This is a genomic window from Mycobacterium seoulense, assembly GCF_010731595.1.
In the GTDB taxonomy this organism is placed as follows: Bacteria; Actinomycetota; Actinomycetes; order Mycobacteriales; family Mycobacteriaceae; genus Mycobacterium; species Mycobacterium seoulense.
In genome coordinates this window covers 462,584-478,026 of record NZ_AP022582.1, presented here as the reverse complement: position 1 = coordinate 478,026, position 15,443 = coordinate 462,584, and the positions used below count along the sequence as shown (strand labels likewise).

The window sequence follows — 15,443 nt, the reverse complement described above, 5'->3', positions numbered from 1 at the left end:
CCGTACAGTGGCTTCGGGAGACTCAGCCGAACAGCGGGAAAGCGCGCTTGCGCGCGAGCGCGTCCATTCCTTCCTGGATGGCGTCCTGGATCTCGCGGTACTTGCGGTCCACGTAGGCGTCGTCCTCCGCGCGTGCGGGATCGTGCTCGAGCTCGACCGCGGGCATGAACCTGGTCCTGATCTTGGCCGGGAGTGGCAGCTGCGGCAGCGCCGCCGGCGCGATGCCCCACGGCAGTGAGATCGCCAACGGGAACACCTTGAGGCGCAACAGCCGGTCCAGCTGCAGGGCTTTCGACAGCTTGTCCCCGCGGATCAGCACGGGCATCGCGTCCGCACCACCGACCGTCGCGATCGGCACGACGGGAACTCCCGCCCGAATCGCCATCTTCACGAACCCCTTTCGGCCCGCCAGGTTGGCTTGGTCGCGCTCGGCCCACGGGCGCAGCGAGTCCACTTCCCCGCCGGGCCACAGCGCAACGTCACGGCCCTCGGCCAGGGCGGTGGCGATCGCGTCCGGGGCGGCCGGAAGCACACCCATCGACCGGAAGTACCGACCGATCAACGGGATCGCCATCAACGCGTCGTGGGCGGTGCCGTGCAGCGGGCGTTCCTGGCCGAAGCGCCGCCACCATTGCAGGCCCACGGTCCAGGCGTCCCAGACGAACGGGGCCCCCGAGTGGATCCCCACCAGCAACGCCGGTGGTTCCGGCACGTTCTCCCAGCCATCGATTTCCATGCGAAACCAGTAGTCCACCAGCACATTCCACAGATATTTCTGCCGCTGCAGCGTGGTTTCGTCCTGCCCGCTGAGGTCCCACTTGCCGGCGCGCTCGGCGACCCATCCGCTCAATCCGCCGCCCTGATCGCTGCGCCGTTCCGCCATCGTGGCGCGCGCTCGCTCGGCGTGGAGCTGCGCTTGCTGACGTACTTCGGCTGGCCTGTGATCCGGGTTACTCATGGGTTGCGGGTACCCGATTCAGGCCCCCACGATGCAACCCCGGCCACAAATGCGGAACTCCCCGCGTCGCGCGCGACGCGGGGAGGTGTTTCCGCAAGCCGGACTACGTGTGGGCCGGGGCCGCGCTGGGCGGTGCGCCCGGCGCCGGGCTGGCGTTCGGCGCGCCGGGCGCCGAGCTACCCTGCACGTTCGACGTCCAGATCAGAATGTCCTGCATTCCCTCGTTGTAGACGACGCCGTTGGGCGGCGCGCCGGTCACGTCGAAGTACAGCGTTCCGGTCGACTCGCTGCCCTGCGGGATCGGCGCCGGGTTGAGACCGTTGGGAACCCCAACCTTGTCGATCACCCGGTAGTTCTGGCCGTTAGGCCCGCGGGCGATGAAGTCGTTGACCATCGGAGTCACGACCCCGCCGTCCGACCGGGCGGTGATGTCCGCCTGGTAGAGCGTTCCCTTGGGCGTGTAGCCGGGAATCGTGACGTTGCTCGGCTGCAGGTTACTCACCGTGTAGTTGGTGATCAGCGGCCCGTCGACGAGCTGCTCGCTGGTGCCGAAGCCCTGAATGTTGGGCGGCGGCGCGGCCGAAGCCGGCGTCGCGGCGAAAAGGCTCGCGACCGCTATCCCCCCGGCAGCGGCGGCTGTCTTCACGGCCGTCTTGGTGACCTTCATTGTTCATTCCTTTCGTGTCGAACAATCGCCCCCCAGAAGGGCAATACGCACATAAACCGCCCATAGCCGTTTGTCATACGCCTTAAACATGTTCGCGCGCCTACATGGCGAAATAAGTCCCGCTTAGCTGCCCAAACGGATTTTTTTGCTGGACAGCATCTTTCGCATCAATTCTTAACAGCTGTATCGCTATTCACGTCGTATCTCGGGATGCCCGGCGGCTGGGGCTCTAACCGCCGCGGGGCCGATGTTTTGGATCACATTGGCGGGCGACGGCCCGCGCCCCTCAGCGGCCGCGCACCCGCCGATTGTGCTTCACGATCGCGTCGACCAACTCCGGCTTGCTCATCGTCGAGCGGCCCCGGACGTCGAGGCGGCGGGCCAGGTCGAGCAAGTGTTTCTTGCTGGCGTTGGCGTCCACGCCCTCGGCGGTCGGGCCGGAGGCGCGGGGGCCGCCGCTCTCGGCGCGTTCGTCGGACGGGCCCTTCTGTTCCTTGGGCTCCCAGTGGTCGCCGACCTTTTCGAAACTGTGCTTGAGGGCGGAATACGCCACCCGGTGGGCGCGCTCCTCGCTGCCGTATTCGTCGGCGGCCGCGTCATGCGTTTTCGCGAATGTGCGTTGCGCCTTGGCGTTGGAACGCCGCAGAGTGCTCGGCAATTCGCCCTTCTTCGGCTTGCCGCCTTTCGTCGTCTTCGGCATGGAAACCTCCTGATACGCCGTGAAGTCTCACCGCTGGTCGGTTACCCCGTCGGCCGGGCCGCAATCACATCGAAGTCCCATCCAAACCGCCGAAATATGTCAATATGGTTGACATGGTTCAGGCCGAAGACGCACCTCTGGGTTACCTGCTCTACCGGGTGGCGAGCCTGCTGCGACCGGAGGTGTCCGCCGTGTTGGGCCCGCTCGGCCTGACACTGCCCGAATTCGTCTGCCTGCGTATGCTTTCCATGTTTCCCGGAACGTCGAGCGCCGAGCTGTCCCGGCAGGCGGGCGTCACACCGCAGGCCATGAACACGGTGTTGCGCAAGCTGGAAGACATTGGCGCCGTGGCGCGTCCGGCGTCGGTGTCCAGCGGTCGCGCGCTACCCGCCACGCTGACGGGCCAGGGCCGAGCCCTGCTGAAGCGCGCGGAGGGCGCGGTGCGGACCGCCGACGCGCGCATCCTGGCGAAGCTGACCGAAACTCAGCAGCGCGAGTTCAAGCGGATGCTCGACAGGCTCGGATCCGATTGACCCGCCTACGAGGCTTGGATCCGGGCCCACGGCCGGGCCTCTTCGAGCTCGTAGGCCAGCTCGAGCAGAAGCGCCTCCTGACCGAGGTCGGCCGAGAACATCATGCCCACCGGCATGCCTTCATCGGACTGCGCCAACGGGAGTGAGATCGCCGGCTCGCCGGTGACGTTCTGCAGCGGGGTGAACGAGACCCAGTCGATCAGTCGCTCGATGACCTGGTGGTAGTCGGTGGGTGCCAGATAGCCGATGCGGGGCGTCTCGTCGGCGAGCGTCGGGGTCAGCACGACGTCGTAGGTGCCGAAGAATTGCGCGGTACGCCTGCGGATACGGCGCAGGCGCACGATCGCCAGAGGCAGCCGGTGAATGTTGCGGGCCGTATTCCGCTCGAGACCGAGCGTCAGGCTGTCCAACCGGGCGCGGTCGAACGTCTTGCCGAACATGTGCCGCCCGCTGCGCACCTGGGCCAGCGCCAGAAATCCCCAGTACAGGACGAAATCGTCGACGAAGCTGGCCGGCACCGGGGGCTCGTCGAGGTATTCGACGCGGTGCCCGAGTTCCTCGAGAAGGCCGGCCGACTTCAGCACGAGCTCGCGCACCTGGGGGCTGCAGTCGCGTTGCACCGACCGGGTCAGCACGGCGACCCGCAGCCGCTGTCGGCCCGGCCCGGCCACGTCCCCGACCGGCGCCAGTTTCGGGTTGCGCCAAATGCGTTCGGCCTCCCGGTAGAACGCCGCGGTGTCACGCACCGAACGGGTCACCACACCGTTGGCGACGATGCCCACCGGCATCCGGCGCAGGTGGGCGTCCAGCGGAAGCCGCCCGCGCGAGGGCTTCAGCCCGACGAGCCCGTTACAGGCGGCAGGGATGCGGATGGAGCCGCCGCCGTCGTTGGCATGGGCGATCGGCACCACACCGGCGGCGACGAAGGCACCCGAGCCCGATGAGGATGCGCCGGCGCTGAAGTCGGTGTTCCACGGGTTGCGGACCGGCCCGAGCCGGGGGTGTTCGGCTGACGCGCTGAAACCGAATTCCGACAACTGCGTCTTGCCCACGGGGGCGAGCCCGGTGGCCAGGAACAGCCGGGTGAATTCGCCGTCGGAGGTGGCATTCCATGGCGTCCACGCATCGGTGCCGTGCATGGTGGGCTGGCCGGCGATATCGACATTGTCCTTGAGGAACGTCGGCACGCCGTCGAAGAAGCCGTTCGCCGGCGCGGCGGTCCGCGCCTGTTGGAAGGCCGCATACGCCAGGCCGTTGAGGACCGGGTCGACGGCCTCCGTGCGCGCGATGGCGGCCTCGATGACCTCCGCCCTGCTTACCCAGCCGGCTTGGATCGCGTGGGCGAGGCCGACCGCGTCCAGGTCACCGAGGGCGTCGTCGCCGAACGCATGCACGTGTCGCATGTACCGACGCTAACCCGTCCCCCGCGGGGGGGCTTAGGCCTGGCCCACTTCGAAGCGCACGAAGCGGGTCACCGACACGCCGGCCTTGTCGAGCAGGGCCTTGACCGTCTTCTTGCTGTCGGACACCGACGGCTGCTCGAGCAGCACCGAGTCCTTGAAGAATCCGTTCAGCCGGCCTTCGACGATCTTGGGCAGTGCCTGCTCCGGCTTGCCCTCGGCCTTGGCCGTTTCCTCGGCGATGCGGCGCTCGCTGGCCACGACGTCTTCGGGGACGTCGTCGCGGGACAGGTAGCGCGCCTTGAGCGCGGCGATCTGCAGGGCGACGGAATGCGCCGCGTCCGAGTCGGAGCCGCTGTACTCCACCAGCACACCGACGGCCGGTGGCAGGTCCGCCGCACGCTTGTGCAGGTACGCCTCGACCGTGCCGTCGAAGAACGCCACGCGGCGCAGCTCGAGCTTCTCGCCGATCTTGGCCGACAGGTCGGCGATGGCCTGCTCGACCGTCTTGTCGCCGGCTCTGGCCGCTTTGAGGGCGTCGACGTCGGTGGCCTTGGCGCTCAGCGCGGCGTCGACGATCTGGTCGGCCAGGGCCTGGAACTCGGCGTTCTTGGCGACGAAGTCGGTCTCGGAGTTCAGCTCGATCAGCGCGCCGCCCTTGGCCGCGACCAGGCCCTCGGCCGTGGCGCGCTCGGCGCGCTTGCCGACGTCCTTGGCGCCCTTGATGCGGAGCGCCTCGACGGCCTTGTCGAAGTCGCCGTCGCTTTCGGTCAGCGCGTTCTTGCAGTCGAGCATGCCGGCGCCGGTGAGCTCCCGAAGCTTCTTGACGTCGGCGGCGGTGAAGTTGGCCATATCAGCCTTCCGTGGGGGTTGATTCGGTAGCGCCCGCAGCGGCGTCGGTGGGGCCAGAAGATGGAGCGGTCGCGGCGGCGGAGGCCAGCAGTTCCTGCTCCCATTCGGGCAGCGGCTCGGCGGCCTCCACCTCGGGCTTGCCGTCGCCGCGGCCGACTCCGGCGCGCGCCTGCAGGCCCTCGGCGACCGCTGAGGCGATCACCTTGGTCAGCAGCGCGGCCGAGCGGATCGCGTCGTCGTTGCCGGGGATCGGGTAGTCGACCTCGTCGGGGTCGCAGTTGGTGTCCAGGATCGCGATGACCGGGATGCCGAGCTTGCGGGCCTCGCCGACGGCGATGTGCTCCTTGTTGGTGTCGACGACCCAGATCGCCGACGGCACCTTGGCCATGTCGCGGATACCGCCCAGGCTGCGCTCGAGCTTGTTCTTCTCCCGGGTCAGCATCAGGATTTCTTTCTTGGTGCGGCCCTCGAAGCCGCCGGTCTGCTCCATCGCCTCGAGCTCCTTGAGGCGCTGCAACCGCTTGTGCACGGTGGAGAAGTTGGTCAGCATGCCGCCCAGCCAACGCTGGTTCACATACGGCATGCCGACGCGGGTCGCCTCCGCGGCGACCGATTCCTGCGCCTGCTTCTTGGTGCCGACGAACAGCACCGAACCGCCGTGGGCGACGGTCTCCTTGACGAACTCGTATGCCTTATCGATGAAGGTCAGCGTCTGCTGCAGGTCGATGATGTAGATGCCGTTGCGGTCGGTGAAGATGAACCGCTTCATCTTGGGATTCCAGCGACGGGTCTGATGCCCGAAGTGGGTGCCGCTGTCCAGCAGCTGCTTCATGGTTACGACAGCCATTGCCGTCAGTCCTTTTGTTGTCGGTTGTCGCTCGGCATCGGGTGAGGCCGGGCCCTGGCGCCTGCGGAATGCCGCACCCGTCTCGGAATCCCCGAGCCGGGACCGCACGGCAATCGGTTGGTTGCAGGCGCGCGAAGTCAGCCCGCTAACGAGCTGCGACCAGCAGTTTACACCGAGTCAGCAGGTGGTTTTTCCACAGGACCGGTCCGCCTGGTTGGCGCCGGCGTCGGCGCGGCGCTGAACTGATCCGGTGCGGTGGATGGCGCTGATGCTGATGCTGGGCCTGGTCAGCGCGGTGCCCGCGGTCGCGGACGACGTTCGCCTGGATTGGCCGCTGCGGCCGCCGCCGGCCGTCGCCCGCGGATTCGACGCCCCGGCACCGGACTGGAACCCCGGGCATCGGGGCGTGGACCTGCCGGGCGCCCCCGGTCAGCGGGTGTACGCCGCCGGCGCCGCCACCGTGGTGTTCGCCGGGCAGCTGGCCGGGCGGCCGGTGGTGTCGCTGGCCCACCCCGGCGGGTTGCGCACCAGCTACGAGCCGGTCCGGGCCGCGGTGCGGGTCGGTCAGCCGGTGACGGCGGGGACGGTGATCGGCTCGTTGGAGCCCGGGCATGCCGGCTGCCGGGCCGCGGCCTGCCTGCACTGGGGCGCGATGTGGGGTCCGGCGTCCGGCGCCCACTACGTCGACCCGCTGGGCCTGGTGAAGTCGACCCCGATCCGGCTCAAGCCGCTGAACCCCTGAGGGCGCGCCAGCCACAGGGCCAGTGGCCAGTGGTGCCGGGACGCGCTGGTCAGGCGCGCGGGTGGGCCTGGTCGTGCACGGCGCGCAGCCGGGAGACGGCGACATGGGTGTAGAGCTGGGTGGTCGCCAGACTGGAATGGCCGAGCAGCTCCTGCACCACCCGCAGGTCGGCCCCGCCTTCCAGCAGGTGCGTGGCCGCGCTGTGCCGCAGCCCGTGCGGCCCCATGTCGGGCGCGCCGTCCACGGCGGCGACCGTTTGGTGCACCACGGTGCGGGCCTGGCGCACGTCGAGCCGCCGGCCTCGCGCGCCCAGCAGCAGGGCCGGCCCCGACTCCGCGGTGACCAGCGCGGGCCGTCCCTCGTCCAGCCAGGCGCGCAGCGCGTCGGCGGCCGGGATTCCGAACGGCACGGTGCGCTGCTTGTTGCCCTTGCCCAGCACCCGGACCAGCCGGTGGCCGGTGTCGACGTCGTCGACGTCCAGGCCGCACAACTCGCTCACCCGGATCCCGGTGGCATACAACATCTCGACGATCAGCCGGTCCCGCAATGCCATCGGATCCCCTTGTTGGGCACCGGATTTCGCGGCGGCCATCGCGTCGAGCGCCTGGTCTTGGCGCAGCACGGCGGGCAGGGTGCGGTGCGCCTTGGGCACCTGCAGCCGGGCCGCCGGGTCTCCGGCCAGCAGGCCGCGCCGCGCGGCCCACGCGGTGAACGCCTTGACCGCCGAGGTGCGACGGGCCAGCGTCGTGCGGGCCACGCCGGCCGTGGCCGCGGCGGCCAACCAGGAGCGCAACAGCGGCAGGCTCAGCCCGTCCAGTCCGGCGCCGCGGTCATCGAGGAAGGCCACCAGCGAGCGCAGGTCGCCGAGGTAGGCCCGGCGGGTGTGCGCCGACCGGCCGCATTGCAGCGACAGGTACGCGTCGAACTCCTCGAGGATCGGTTCGCTGTCCGGCACTCTCCCACGCTCGCAGACGCCGGCGGCCCGGTGTCAGTCGACGCGCCGAAGTGTGTCCGGGGTGAGATCTTTGAGCTGGGGATACCCGTCGACGGCCATGATGAGGTCGGCCTCGGCGAGGATCATCCGCAGCACGTGCACGATGCCGTCGACCCCGCCGAGGGCCAGGCCGTAGGCGTATGGGCGGCCGATGCCCACCGCGCTGGCGCCCAGCGCGAGCGCCTTGATGATGTCGGCGCCGCTGCGAACCCCCGAGTCGAACAGGACCGGCAGGCCGTCGGCCGCCTCGACCACGCCCGGCAGGCAATCGAGGGCGGGCAGGCCGCCGTTGGCCTGCCGGCCGCCGTGGTTGGAGCAGTAGATGCCGTCGACGCCGCCGTCCTTGGCGCGCCGGGCGTCGTCGGGATGGCAGATGCCCTTGATGATGAGCGGCAGCTTGGTCAGCGATCGCAGCCATGCAAGATCGTCCCACGTCAGCGGATTGCCGAACGTCGTGATCCACTGCAGCACAGTGGCTTGCGGGTCCTCCTCGGGCGGGCGCTGCAGGCCGGCGCGAAAGACCGGGTCGCTGGTGTAGTTGCTCAGGCACAGCCCCCGCAACTGCGGAAAGTTCGCCGTGGACAGGTCGCGCGGACGCCACCCGGGAATCCAGGTGTCCAGAGTGACGATGATGCCCCGGTAGCCGGCGGCCTCGGCCCGTTGCACCAGGCTGGCGGCGAGCTCGCGATTCTTCGGCGTGTACAGCTGGAAAAAGCCGGGGGTGCCGCCGAACTGGGCGGCGACGTCTTCCAGAGGGTCGGTGGTCAGGGTGGAAACGACCATCGGGACACCGGTGGCCGCCGCGGCGCGCGCGGTGGCCAGGTCGCCGTGGCCGTCCTGGGCGCAGATGCCGATGACGCCGATCGGGGCCATGAACACCGGCGACGGCAGCGTCAGGCCGAACATCTCTACCGACAGGTCACGCTCGGCGGCGCCGACGAACATGCGGGGCATCAAGCCCCAGCGGTCGAACGCCTCGCGGTTGGCCCGTTGGGTGCGCTCATCGCCGGCACCGCCGGTGACGTAGGACCACACCGACGGCGACATCGCCCGCTCGGCGCGGGCCTCCAGCTCCGCGAAGGCCATCGGCAGCGCGGGCGCGACCCCGCCCAGGCCCTTGAAGTAGATCTCGTTCTGGTAATCCCCGAAATGCGCCATGGGAGTAGAGGATGCCAGCCGGCGGCCGGGCCGACGAACCCGCTACGGGGGTCCGGCCTCCGCCTCGGCCAGTTCCTTCTTCCATTGCCGGAACGTCTCTTCGGTGCGGCCGCGCCGCCAGTAACCCGAGATGGACGACGCCCACGTGGCGTCCACGCCGCGCTCCTTGCGGATGTAGGGCCGCAGGTTGTGCATGACGGTTTGCGCCTCGCCGTGGATGAAGACGTGCACCTGGCCGGGCAGCCACGGCGTGGTGGTGACCGCCTCGATCAGCGGGGCGTGGTCGCCGGCACGGTCCTCGGGAACCAGGTCGGCCCGGCCACCGCGATAGACCCAGTGCACCTCGACGCCTTCCGGCGCGGTCAGCGGGATCTCGTCTTCCTGGCCCGCCACCTCGATGAAGGCCTTGCCGACGGCATTGGGGGGCAACGCTTCCAGGGCTGCGGCGATGGCCGGGAGCGCCGATTCGTCGCCGGCGAGCAGATGCCAATCGGCGGCCGGGTCGGGGGTGTAGGCCCCGCCGGGACCCATCAGGAAGATCCGCTGGCCGGGCCGGGCGGCGGCGGCCCACTGGCCCGCGATCCCGTGCTCGCCGTGCACCACGATGTTCAGCGTGATCTCGCGCGCCGCGACGTCGACGTGCCGGACCGTCATGGTCCGGACCGACGGCCGCTTCTCCGGGGGCAGCTGGGCGAAGCTGTCCAGCGTCAACGGCTGGGGCAAGTCCGCGACGTCCACGTCGTCGGCCACGAACACCAACTTGACGTAGGAGTCGGTGAACTTGCTGGGCACAAAGGCCTCGAAGTCTTTGCTCCCCAGCACCACCGCGACCATGTGCGGTGTGAGTTCTTTGGTATCGACAACCTCGAAGCGTTGCAGAGGTCGACCCGCCACTTGTCCTCCCGTCCAGACCCGACCCCCGTCGACTATACGAGCCGCGTCGCCGATGCGGCTTGGCCGCCGGCGGCGCGGACGAGTCGCCACCTGCCGTCCTGGCGCTGCACCAACCCGGCCAGCTCGAGGATGGCCAGCGGTCCCAGCACCCGCTCGGGCGCCAGCCCCGACGAGACCGCGAGCTGCTCGACGGTGGCGGCGCCGCGGCCCGGCAGCGCCTCGTACACCAGGCGCTCGGCGTCGCCGAGCCCGTCGAGCGCCGTAACCGGACGCGGTTCGTCGGCCGCCAGCTCCCCGATGCGGCCGATGAGCTCGACGACGTGGTCGGCCCGGGTCACCAGCTCGGCGCCGTCGCGCAGCAGGGCGTGGCAGCCGACCGACGCCGACGAGGTCACCGGCCCGGGCACCGCGGCCACCACGCGGCCGAGCGCCCGCGCCCAGGCGGCGGTGTTGGCCGCGCCGCTACGCAGCCCCGCTTCCACCACGACCGCGGCCCCGGACACGGCGGCCACCAGGCGATTGCGGGTCAGGAACCGGTGGCGGGCCGGCCGGACACCGGGCGGGTATTCGGTGAAGAGCAGCCCATGCCGGCCGATGCGATGCAGCAGCGCCGCGTGGCCGCTCGGGTAGGGAACGTCGAGCCCGCCGGCGAGGACGGCGACGGTGATCCCGTCGGCGTTCAGCGCCGCCCGGTGTGCCGCGCCGTCGATGCCGTAGGCGCCACCGGAGACGACGGCGACCTCGCGGTGCGCCAGCCCGGACGCCAGGTCGTCGGCCACCTGTTCGCCATATGCCGTCGCGGCGCGAGTCCCCACCACCGCGGCCGCGCGGTGCGCCACCTCATCGAGCCGGGCCGGGCCCTGCGCCCACAACACCATGGGCGCCCCACCGCGGGCCTTGGCCGAGGCGTCTCCGAACGCGGCGAAGGCCAGCAGCGGCCACTCGTCGTCGTCCGGCGTGATCAGGCGCCCGCCGCGGCTGGCGAGGAACTCGAGGTCGGCTGCCGCACAGTCGATTTCGCGCCTTGCCTGGGTGTGGCGCGCCAGGCCGTCGCCGACGAGTCCGCGCCGGATCCGGTCGGCCGCCTCCACCGGGCCGACACACCGCAGGAGGGCGGCGAGCTCGGCGCAGGGCGGCTCGGCCACCCGGGACAGATACGCCCAGGCCCGCAGCACGGGGTCGTCCACCGCGGTCAGCACGGCCGCGCCCCGGCTGCCAAGAATTCGTCAAGGATCCGTTTAGCCCCGTACACGAATGTGTTGTCGTCGACCCCCATTCGCCATCGCGCAGCCGGCAACGAACGGAGCGAACAATGATGATCTGCCTGCCGACCCAGCTCGCCGCCCCCGCACGCCCCGTAAACCCCTGGGCGATCACCGCGTTCGCCCTGAGCCTGGTCAGCTGGTGCGGGTTGCCCATTCCGATCCTGAGCGGTGTCCTGGCGTCCGTCGCGTTGCGCGACATGGAAAACCGCGGCGAGGGCGGCCGCGCGATGGCGCAGTTCGCCCGGGCGTTCGCCATCCTGGTGACCGCGGCGATCGTGGTCCGGGGCGGGCACAACGACTGGCTGACGACGGCGTACTGGTGACTCGGGGCCGGCGCTCACCGCTGCGCCCCCGGCTGCCGGAAGCTGAGCGCGGCCGCGACCTCCTCGGGCCCTGGCGCTAGTCCGCCGGCCAGGTCGGTGAGGCTCCACGCGACCCGCAGGGTGCGGTCCAGGCCGCGGATGCTGAGCAACCCCCGGTCCAGCGCCTTCTGTAGCGGAGTCATCGCCACGTTGCCCGGACGGAACTTCCGGCGCAGCAGGGCCCCGCTGACTTCGGCGTTGGTGCGGAACCCGTGCGGCGACCACCGCTCGGCCGCCGCCGCGCGGGCGCGCGCCACCCGCTGGCGAACCTGTGCCGTCGACTCGGCTTGGCCGCCCGCGAACGCGCCGGCGCGCACCGCGTGCATCTGCACCCGCAGGTCCACCCGGTCGAGCAGCGGCCCGGACAACTTGCCCAGGTATCTGCGCTTAACCGCCGCCGCGCAGATGCAGTCCTGCGGATCGGCGGGCGCGCACGGGCACGGGTTGGCCGCCAACACCAGCTGGAACCGGGCCGGGTAACAGGCCACCCCGTCGCGGCGCGCGAGACGAATCTCCCCGTCCTCCAAGGGAGTTCGCAACGCCTCCAGCGCGCGGACGCTGATCTCGGCACATTCGTCGAGGAAGAGCACGCCACGGTGGGCGCGGCTGACCGCGCCCGGGCGCGCCATGCCCGAACCGCCGCCGACGAGCGCCGCCACGCTGGAGCTGTGATGAGGCGCCACGAAGGGCGGCATCGTGACCAACGGCGTGTCGCCCGACAGCAGGCCGGCCACCGAATGGATCGCGGTGACCTCCAGCGACTCGCTCTCCGACAGCGGCGGCAACAGCCCCGGAAGCCGTTGGGCGAGCATGGTTTTGCCCACACCCGGTGGGCCGGTGAGCATCAGGTGGTGCGCCCCGGCGGCGGCCACCTCCACCGCGAAGCGGGCCTGCGTCTGCCCGACCACATCGGCGAGATCCACCGAGGGCTCCGGCGCGACGGCGGTCGTGGTGATCCTGTCCGCCAAGGCGACCGACCCGCTCAGCCACTTCTGCAACTGCCCCAGCGTGCGCACGCCCCAGACGTCGATGCCGTCGACCAGGCTCGCCTCGGCCAGGTTGTCCACCGGAACCACGACTGCCGGCCAGCCGTCGCGTTTGGCGGCCAGCACCGCCGGCAGCACGCCGCGCACCGGGCGAACCCGGCCGTCCAGCGACAGCTCGCCCAGCAGCACCGTCTTTTCCAGGCGCTCCCACGGGTTCTTTCGTTGCGCCGACAGGACCGCCGCGGCCAGGGCGATGTCGTAGACGGAGCCCATTTTCGGCAGCGTCGCCGGGGAGAGCGCGAGGGTGAGCCGGGCCATCGGCCAGCTGTTGCCGCAATTGGCGACCGCCGCCCTGACCCGGTCGCGGGACTCCTGCAGGGCGGCGTCGGGCAGACCCACCAGATGCACGCCCGGCAGTCCGGAGGTGATGTCGGCCTCGATCTCCACGATCTGTCCGTCCACCCCGCGCACGGCGACCGAGAACGCGCGACCCAGCGCCATCAGCCGATCCCTTGCAGATGGGTGATTTCCGGGGTGCGCTTGCGCCCGATCCGCACCTGAATCACGTCGATGCGAAGCCCCGCCCATCGGTTGTCCTGCGCGGCCAGCCACAGCCCGGCCAGCCGGCGCAGCCGGCGCACCTTGCGCTCGGTGACCGCGTACGGCAGCCCGCCGTACCCGTCGCCGGTACGGGTTTTCACCTCGACGAACACCACCGTCCGGCTCGCCTCGTCGCAGGCGACGACGTCGAGTTCGCCGTAGCGGCAGCGCCAATTGCGGTGCAGGATGCGCAATCCCATCCTCGTAAGGTGGTCCACGGCGAGTGCCTCGCCCATCGCCCCGAGCTGGACCCGGGTCATTGTCGTTTCGGTCGTCATGGGAGCCAATGTGCGAAATGGCCCCGACACGGCCGGCCGCGGCGGCGCGTGTGACCCGTGTGCGGCGACCGGTTATCCCGAGTGCCGGATTCATGCACAACCGGCGTGAAAGGACTAGCCGATGCGGTCCGCTCGCGTGTAGATGTTCATCGAGTCCTCCCGCAGGAACGCCACCAGGGTGATCCCGGACTCCTCGGCCAACGAGACGGCCAGCGATGACGGAGCGGACACGGCGGCCAGCACCGGAATCCCGGCCAGCACCGCCTTCTGCGTCAACTCGAAGGAGGCCCGCCCACTGACCAGCAACACCGAGCCCGCCAGCGGCACCCGCCGACGTTCCAGCGCCCAGCCGATGACCTTGTCGACCGCGTTGTGCCTGCCGACGTCCTCCCGCACGGCCAGCATGGTGCCGTCGGCGCCGAACAGCGCCGCGGCGTGCAGCCCGCCCGTGCTGTCGAAAACCTTCTGCGCGGAACGAAGTTGGGTGGGCATCGCCTCGAGCGTGGCAGCCGCGACGGTGGCGGGGTCCGCGCCCGGCGAGAAGCGGCCCCGCAGTCGCACCGCGTCCAGCGACGCCTTGCCGCAGACCCCGCACGACGAGGTGGTGTAAAAATTTCGGGTGACGTCGAGGGTGGGCACCGTCACGCCCGCGGCCAACGTCACGTCGAGGACGTTATACGTATTCGTACCCTCGACGGCACCGCCGCAGTACCGGATGGCGAGCACGTCGTCGCGGCCGGTGATGACCCCCTCGGTCAACAGAAAGCCTTGCGCGAGTTCGAAATCCGCTCCCGGCGTGCGCATCGTCACGGTGACCGCCGCGCCGTTCACCCGGATTTCCAGTGGCTCCTCGACGACCAGCGTCTCCGGCCGGCTGATCGCTTTCCCGGCCGTGAGATGCTTCACCTGCCGCCGTGCAGTTACGCGCCGCACTAGGCGAATTCACCGTCAGCCGGGATCGCGGCGCGACGCGGGGACCTCACTCAGCCAAACTACCTCGGTCGCCGGTCGGCCGCCCGGGCCGTCACACCGCCGAAGCCAGCGCCGCCAGGGTTTCCGCCGAGGAGTGCACCGGCCGCCAGCCCAGTTGGGTGCGCGCTTTGGTGGTGTCCATGACCATCGACGTGCGCGCGGTGTGCAGCCATTCCAGCATGGACGGGACCAGCGGCACCCGCGATAGCGCCGCCGACGCGGCCGCGGCGGCCACGGCGGGCACCCGCACGGGGCGGCCGCCCAGGGCCCTGGCCACATCCCCCACCGTCACCACGCCGTCCCCGGCGATGTTGTACGCCCCGGGCGGCGCCGGGGTGGTGGCGGCCAGTGCGATTGCGCTCGCGACGTCGTCGTGGTGCACCAGCTGCAGCGGGATGCCCGGATCCGGAACGACCGGCTTCAATATCGGCACCGCCTTGACCACCGCGCGCATCGGGCCGGGCAGCTGATTCCACGGCATCGCGTTGGCCAGGACGGTGGCGTTGGGCCCCGCGACGATGCACGGCCGCAACACGAACACCTCGAGCGGCGAGTCCTTCGTGATCTCGCCGAGCAGCGCCTCACACGCGGCCTTCTGCGCCGAGTAGTAGTGCTCCTCGGACCCTCGCGCCGGAACGTCCTCGGTCAGCGGGGCGGGGTTGTCGGCGTGATAGCCGTACGCCGCGACCGACGAGGTGTACACGAGGCGCCGCGTCCGCTCGCTGGCGACGGTTGCCTCGAACACGTTGCGGGTGCCCTGCAGGTTGATGCGGGCGCTCTCCTCGCGTGAACCCATGATGATGAAGGCCAGGTGGATCACCACGTCCGCCTGCGCCACCAAGGCGTCGACGGCCTCGCGGTCCAGGATGTCGCCCTGCTGGTAGGTGGTCTTCAGCCAGCCGCGCGTCGAAGGGTCGAACGGCCGTCGCGCCATCCCGATGATGGCGTCCACGGCGGGTTCGCGCTCGAGCGCCGTCACGGCCGATATCCCGATCTCGCCGGTCGGCCCGGTCACCGCGACGGTAATTCCCATCCCAAGGCTCTAGCCCGCCAGGGGCTCGCCGAAACCACGGGTGGGAAACATCACCGCTTGGGCCACCGCGGGGCACCGGCAGTCGTCGCCGCTGGACGCGCGCGGACCCGTATTGTCGGCGGATGCCTTCCCGGCCAGCGGCGCCGGCCGAGGGCGTACATTTCGTCGCAATCGCACCGAACAGCGTGTGAGGCTCGCACGG

16 protein-coding genes and 1 pseudogene are annotated in these 15,443 nt (G+C 70.4%); 3 read left to right on the top strand and 14 right to left on the bottom strand.

Annotated elements, in window-relative coordinates; translation table 11 throughout:
* Nucleotides 1–22 precede the first annotated feature (22 nt).
* The 3 genes from G6N37_RS02345 to G6N37_RS02335 form a co-directional block, all read right to left on the bottom strand.
* Entirely contained in the window at nt 23–958 is a 936-nt protein-coding gene (locus G6N37_RS02345) for a lysophospholipid acyltransferase family protein (protein ID WP_163675378.1), read from the bottom strand.
* A gap of 103 nt (nt 959–1,061) precedes the next feature.
* Nucleotides 1,062–1,625 (bottom strand): MPT63 family protein, encoded by a 564-nt coding sequence (locus G6N37_RS02340; RefSeq protein ID WP_163675374.1) that lies wholly within the window; start codon nt 1,623–1,625, stop codon nt 1,062–1,064.
* Between the two features lie 286 nt (nt 1,626–1,911).
* Nucleotides 1,912–2,325, bottom strand: coding sequence for a ChaB family protein (locus tag G6N37_RS02335; protein ID WP_163675372.1), 414 nt, complete (start codon nt 2,323–2,325; stop codon nt 1,912–1,914).
* A gap of 113 nt (nt 2,326–2,438) precedes the next feature.
* Between G6N37_RS02335 and G6N37_RS02330 the strand changes: the two genes are divergently transcribed.
* On the top strand, nt 2,439–2,858 hold the full coding sequence (locus tag G6N37_RS02330) for a MarR family winged helix-turn-helix transcriptional regulator (RefSeq protein ID WP_163684498.1): 420 nt from the start codon (nt 2,439–2,441) through the stop codon (nt 2,856–2,858).
* A 5-nt stretch (nt 2,859–2,863) separates the two neighbouring features.
* Here the strand turns inward: G6N37_RS02330 and G6N37_RS02325 are convergent, their stop codons facing one another.
* Genes G6N37_RS02325 through rpsB form a run of 3 tightly spaced genes read right to left on the bottom strand, consistent with a single transcriptional unit; the run spans nt 2,864 to nt 5,957 of the window.
* On the bottom strand, nt 2,864–4,261 hold the full coding sequence (locus G6N37_RS02325; protein WP_163675370.1) for an amidase: 1,398 nt from the start codon (nt 4,259–4,261) through the stop codon (nt 2,864–2,866).
* A gap of 33 nt (nt 4,262–4,294) precedes the next feature.
* On the bottom strand, nt 4,295–5,110 hold the full coding sequence (gene tsf, locus G6N37_RS02320; protein WP_163675367.1) for a translation elongation factor Ts: 816 nt from the start codon (nt 5,108–5,110) through the stop codon (nt 4,295–4,297).
* Between the two features lies 1 nt (nt 5,111).
* Nucleotides 5,112–5,957 carry a 30S ribosomal protein S2 gene (gene rpsB / locus G6N37_RS02315; protein ID WP_163675365.1) on the bottom strand — a complete coding sequence of 282 codons (846 nt, stop codon included), beginning with the start codon at nt 5,955–5,957 and terminating at the stop codon, nt 5,112–5,114.
* 289 nt (nt 5,958–6,246) lie between these two features.
* Here rpsB and G6N37_RS02310 point away from each other — a divergent pair.
* Nucleotides 6,247–6,693 (top strand): annotated as a pseudogene (locus tag G6N37_RS02310) (M23 family metallopeptidase); the annotation flags it as partial.
* Between the two features lie 55 nt (nt 6,694–6,748).
* On the opposite strand, the gene G6N37_RS02305 reads toward G6N37_RS02310, so the two are convergent.
* From G6N37_RS02305 to dprA, 4 genes are read right to left on the bottom strand one after another with little or no spacing between them, the layout of a single operon-like run.
* Nucleotides 6,749–7,654 carry a tyrosine recombinase XerC gene (locus tag G6N37_RS02305; protein WP_163675360.1) on the bottom strand — a complete coding sequence of 302 codons (906 nt, stop codon included), beginning with the start codon at nt 7,652–7,654 and terminating at the stop codon, nt 6,749–6,751.
* A 33-nt stretch (nt 7,655–7,687) separates the two neighbouring features.
* Entirely contained in the window at nt 7,688–8,851 is a 1,164-nt protein-coding gene (locus G6N37_RS02300) for a lactate 2-monooxygenase (RefSeq protein ID WP_163675357.1), read from the bottom strand.
* A 42-nt stretch (nt 8,852–8,893) separates the two neighbouring features.
* Nucleotides 8,894–9,745, bottom strand: coding sequence for a siderophore-interacting protein (locus G6N37_RS02295; protein ID WP_163675354.1), 852 nt, complete (start codon nt 9,743–9,745; stop codon nt 8,894–8,896).
* A 32-nt stretch (nt 9,746–9,777) separates the two neighbouring features.
* Nucleotides 9,778–10,932: a DNA-processing protein DprA gene (gene dprA / locus G6N37_RS02290; protein WP_163684493.1), complete on the bottom strand. Its 1,155-nt coding sequence runs from the start codon at nt 10,930–10,932 to the stop codon at nt 9,778–9,780.
* A gap of 125 nt (nt 10,933–11,057) precedes the next feature.
* Here dprA and G6N37_RS02285 point away from each other — a divergent pair, with 125 nt between their 5' ends.
* Nucleotides 11,058–11,333, top strand: coding sequence for a DUF4190 domain-containing protein (locus G6N37_RS02285; protein WP_163675351.1), 276 nt, complete (start codon nt 11,058–11,060; stop codon nt 11,331–11,333).
* 14 nt (nt 11,334–11,347) lie between these two features.
* Here G6N37_RS02285 and G6N37_RS02280 read toward each other — a convergent pair whose 3' ends face one another.
* From G6N37_RS02280 to G6N37_RS02265, 4 genes are all read right to left on the bottom strand, one after another.
* Nucleotides 11,348–12,859, bottom strand: a complete 1,512-nt coding sequence (locus tag G6N37_RS02280) for a YifB family Mg chelatase-like AAA ATPase (protein WP_163675348.1) — start codon at nt 12,857–12,859, stop codon at nt 11,348–11,350.
* Nucleotides 12,859–13,236, bottom strand: coding sequence for a YraN family protein (locus G6N37_RS02275; protein WP_163675345.1), 378 nt, complete (start codon nt 13,234–13,236; stop codon nt 12,859–12,861). The genes G6N37_RS02280 and G6N37_RS02275 overlap by 1 nt, the downstream gene beginning before the upstream one ends.
* 114 nt (nt 13,237–13,350) lie before the next feature.
* On the bottom strand, nt 13,351–14,169 hold the full coding sequence (fdhD, locus tag G6N37_RS02270) for a formate dehydrogenase accessory sulfurtransferase FdhD (RefSeq protein ID WP_163675342.1): 819 nt from the start codon (nt 14,167–14,169) through the stop codon (nt 13,351–13,353).
* A 91-nt stretch (nt 14,170–14,260) separates the two neighbouring features.
* Nucleotides 14,261–15,241: an SDR family oxidoreductase gene (locus tag G6N37_RS02265; protein WP_163675339.1), complete on the bottom strand. Its 981-nt coding sequence runs from the start codon at nt 15,239–15,241 to the stop codon at nt 14,261–14,263.
* Nucleotides 15,242–15,443: the final 202 nt, after the last annotated feature.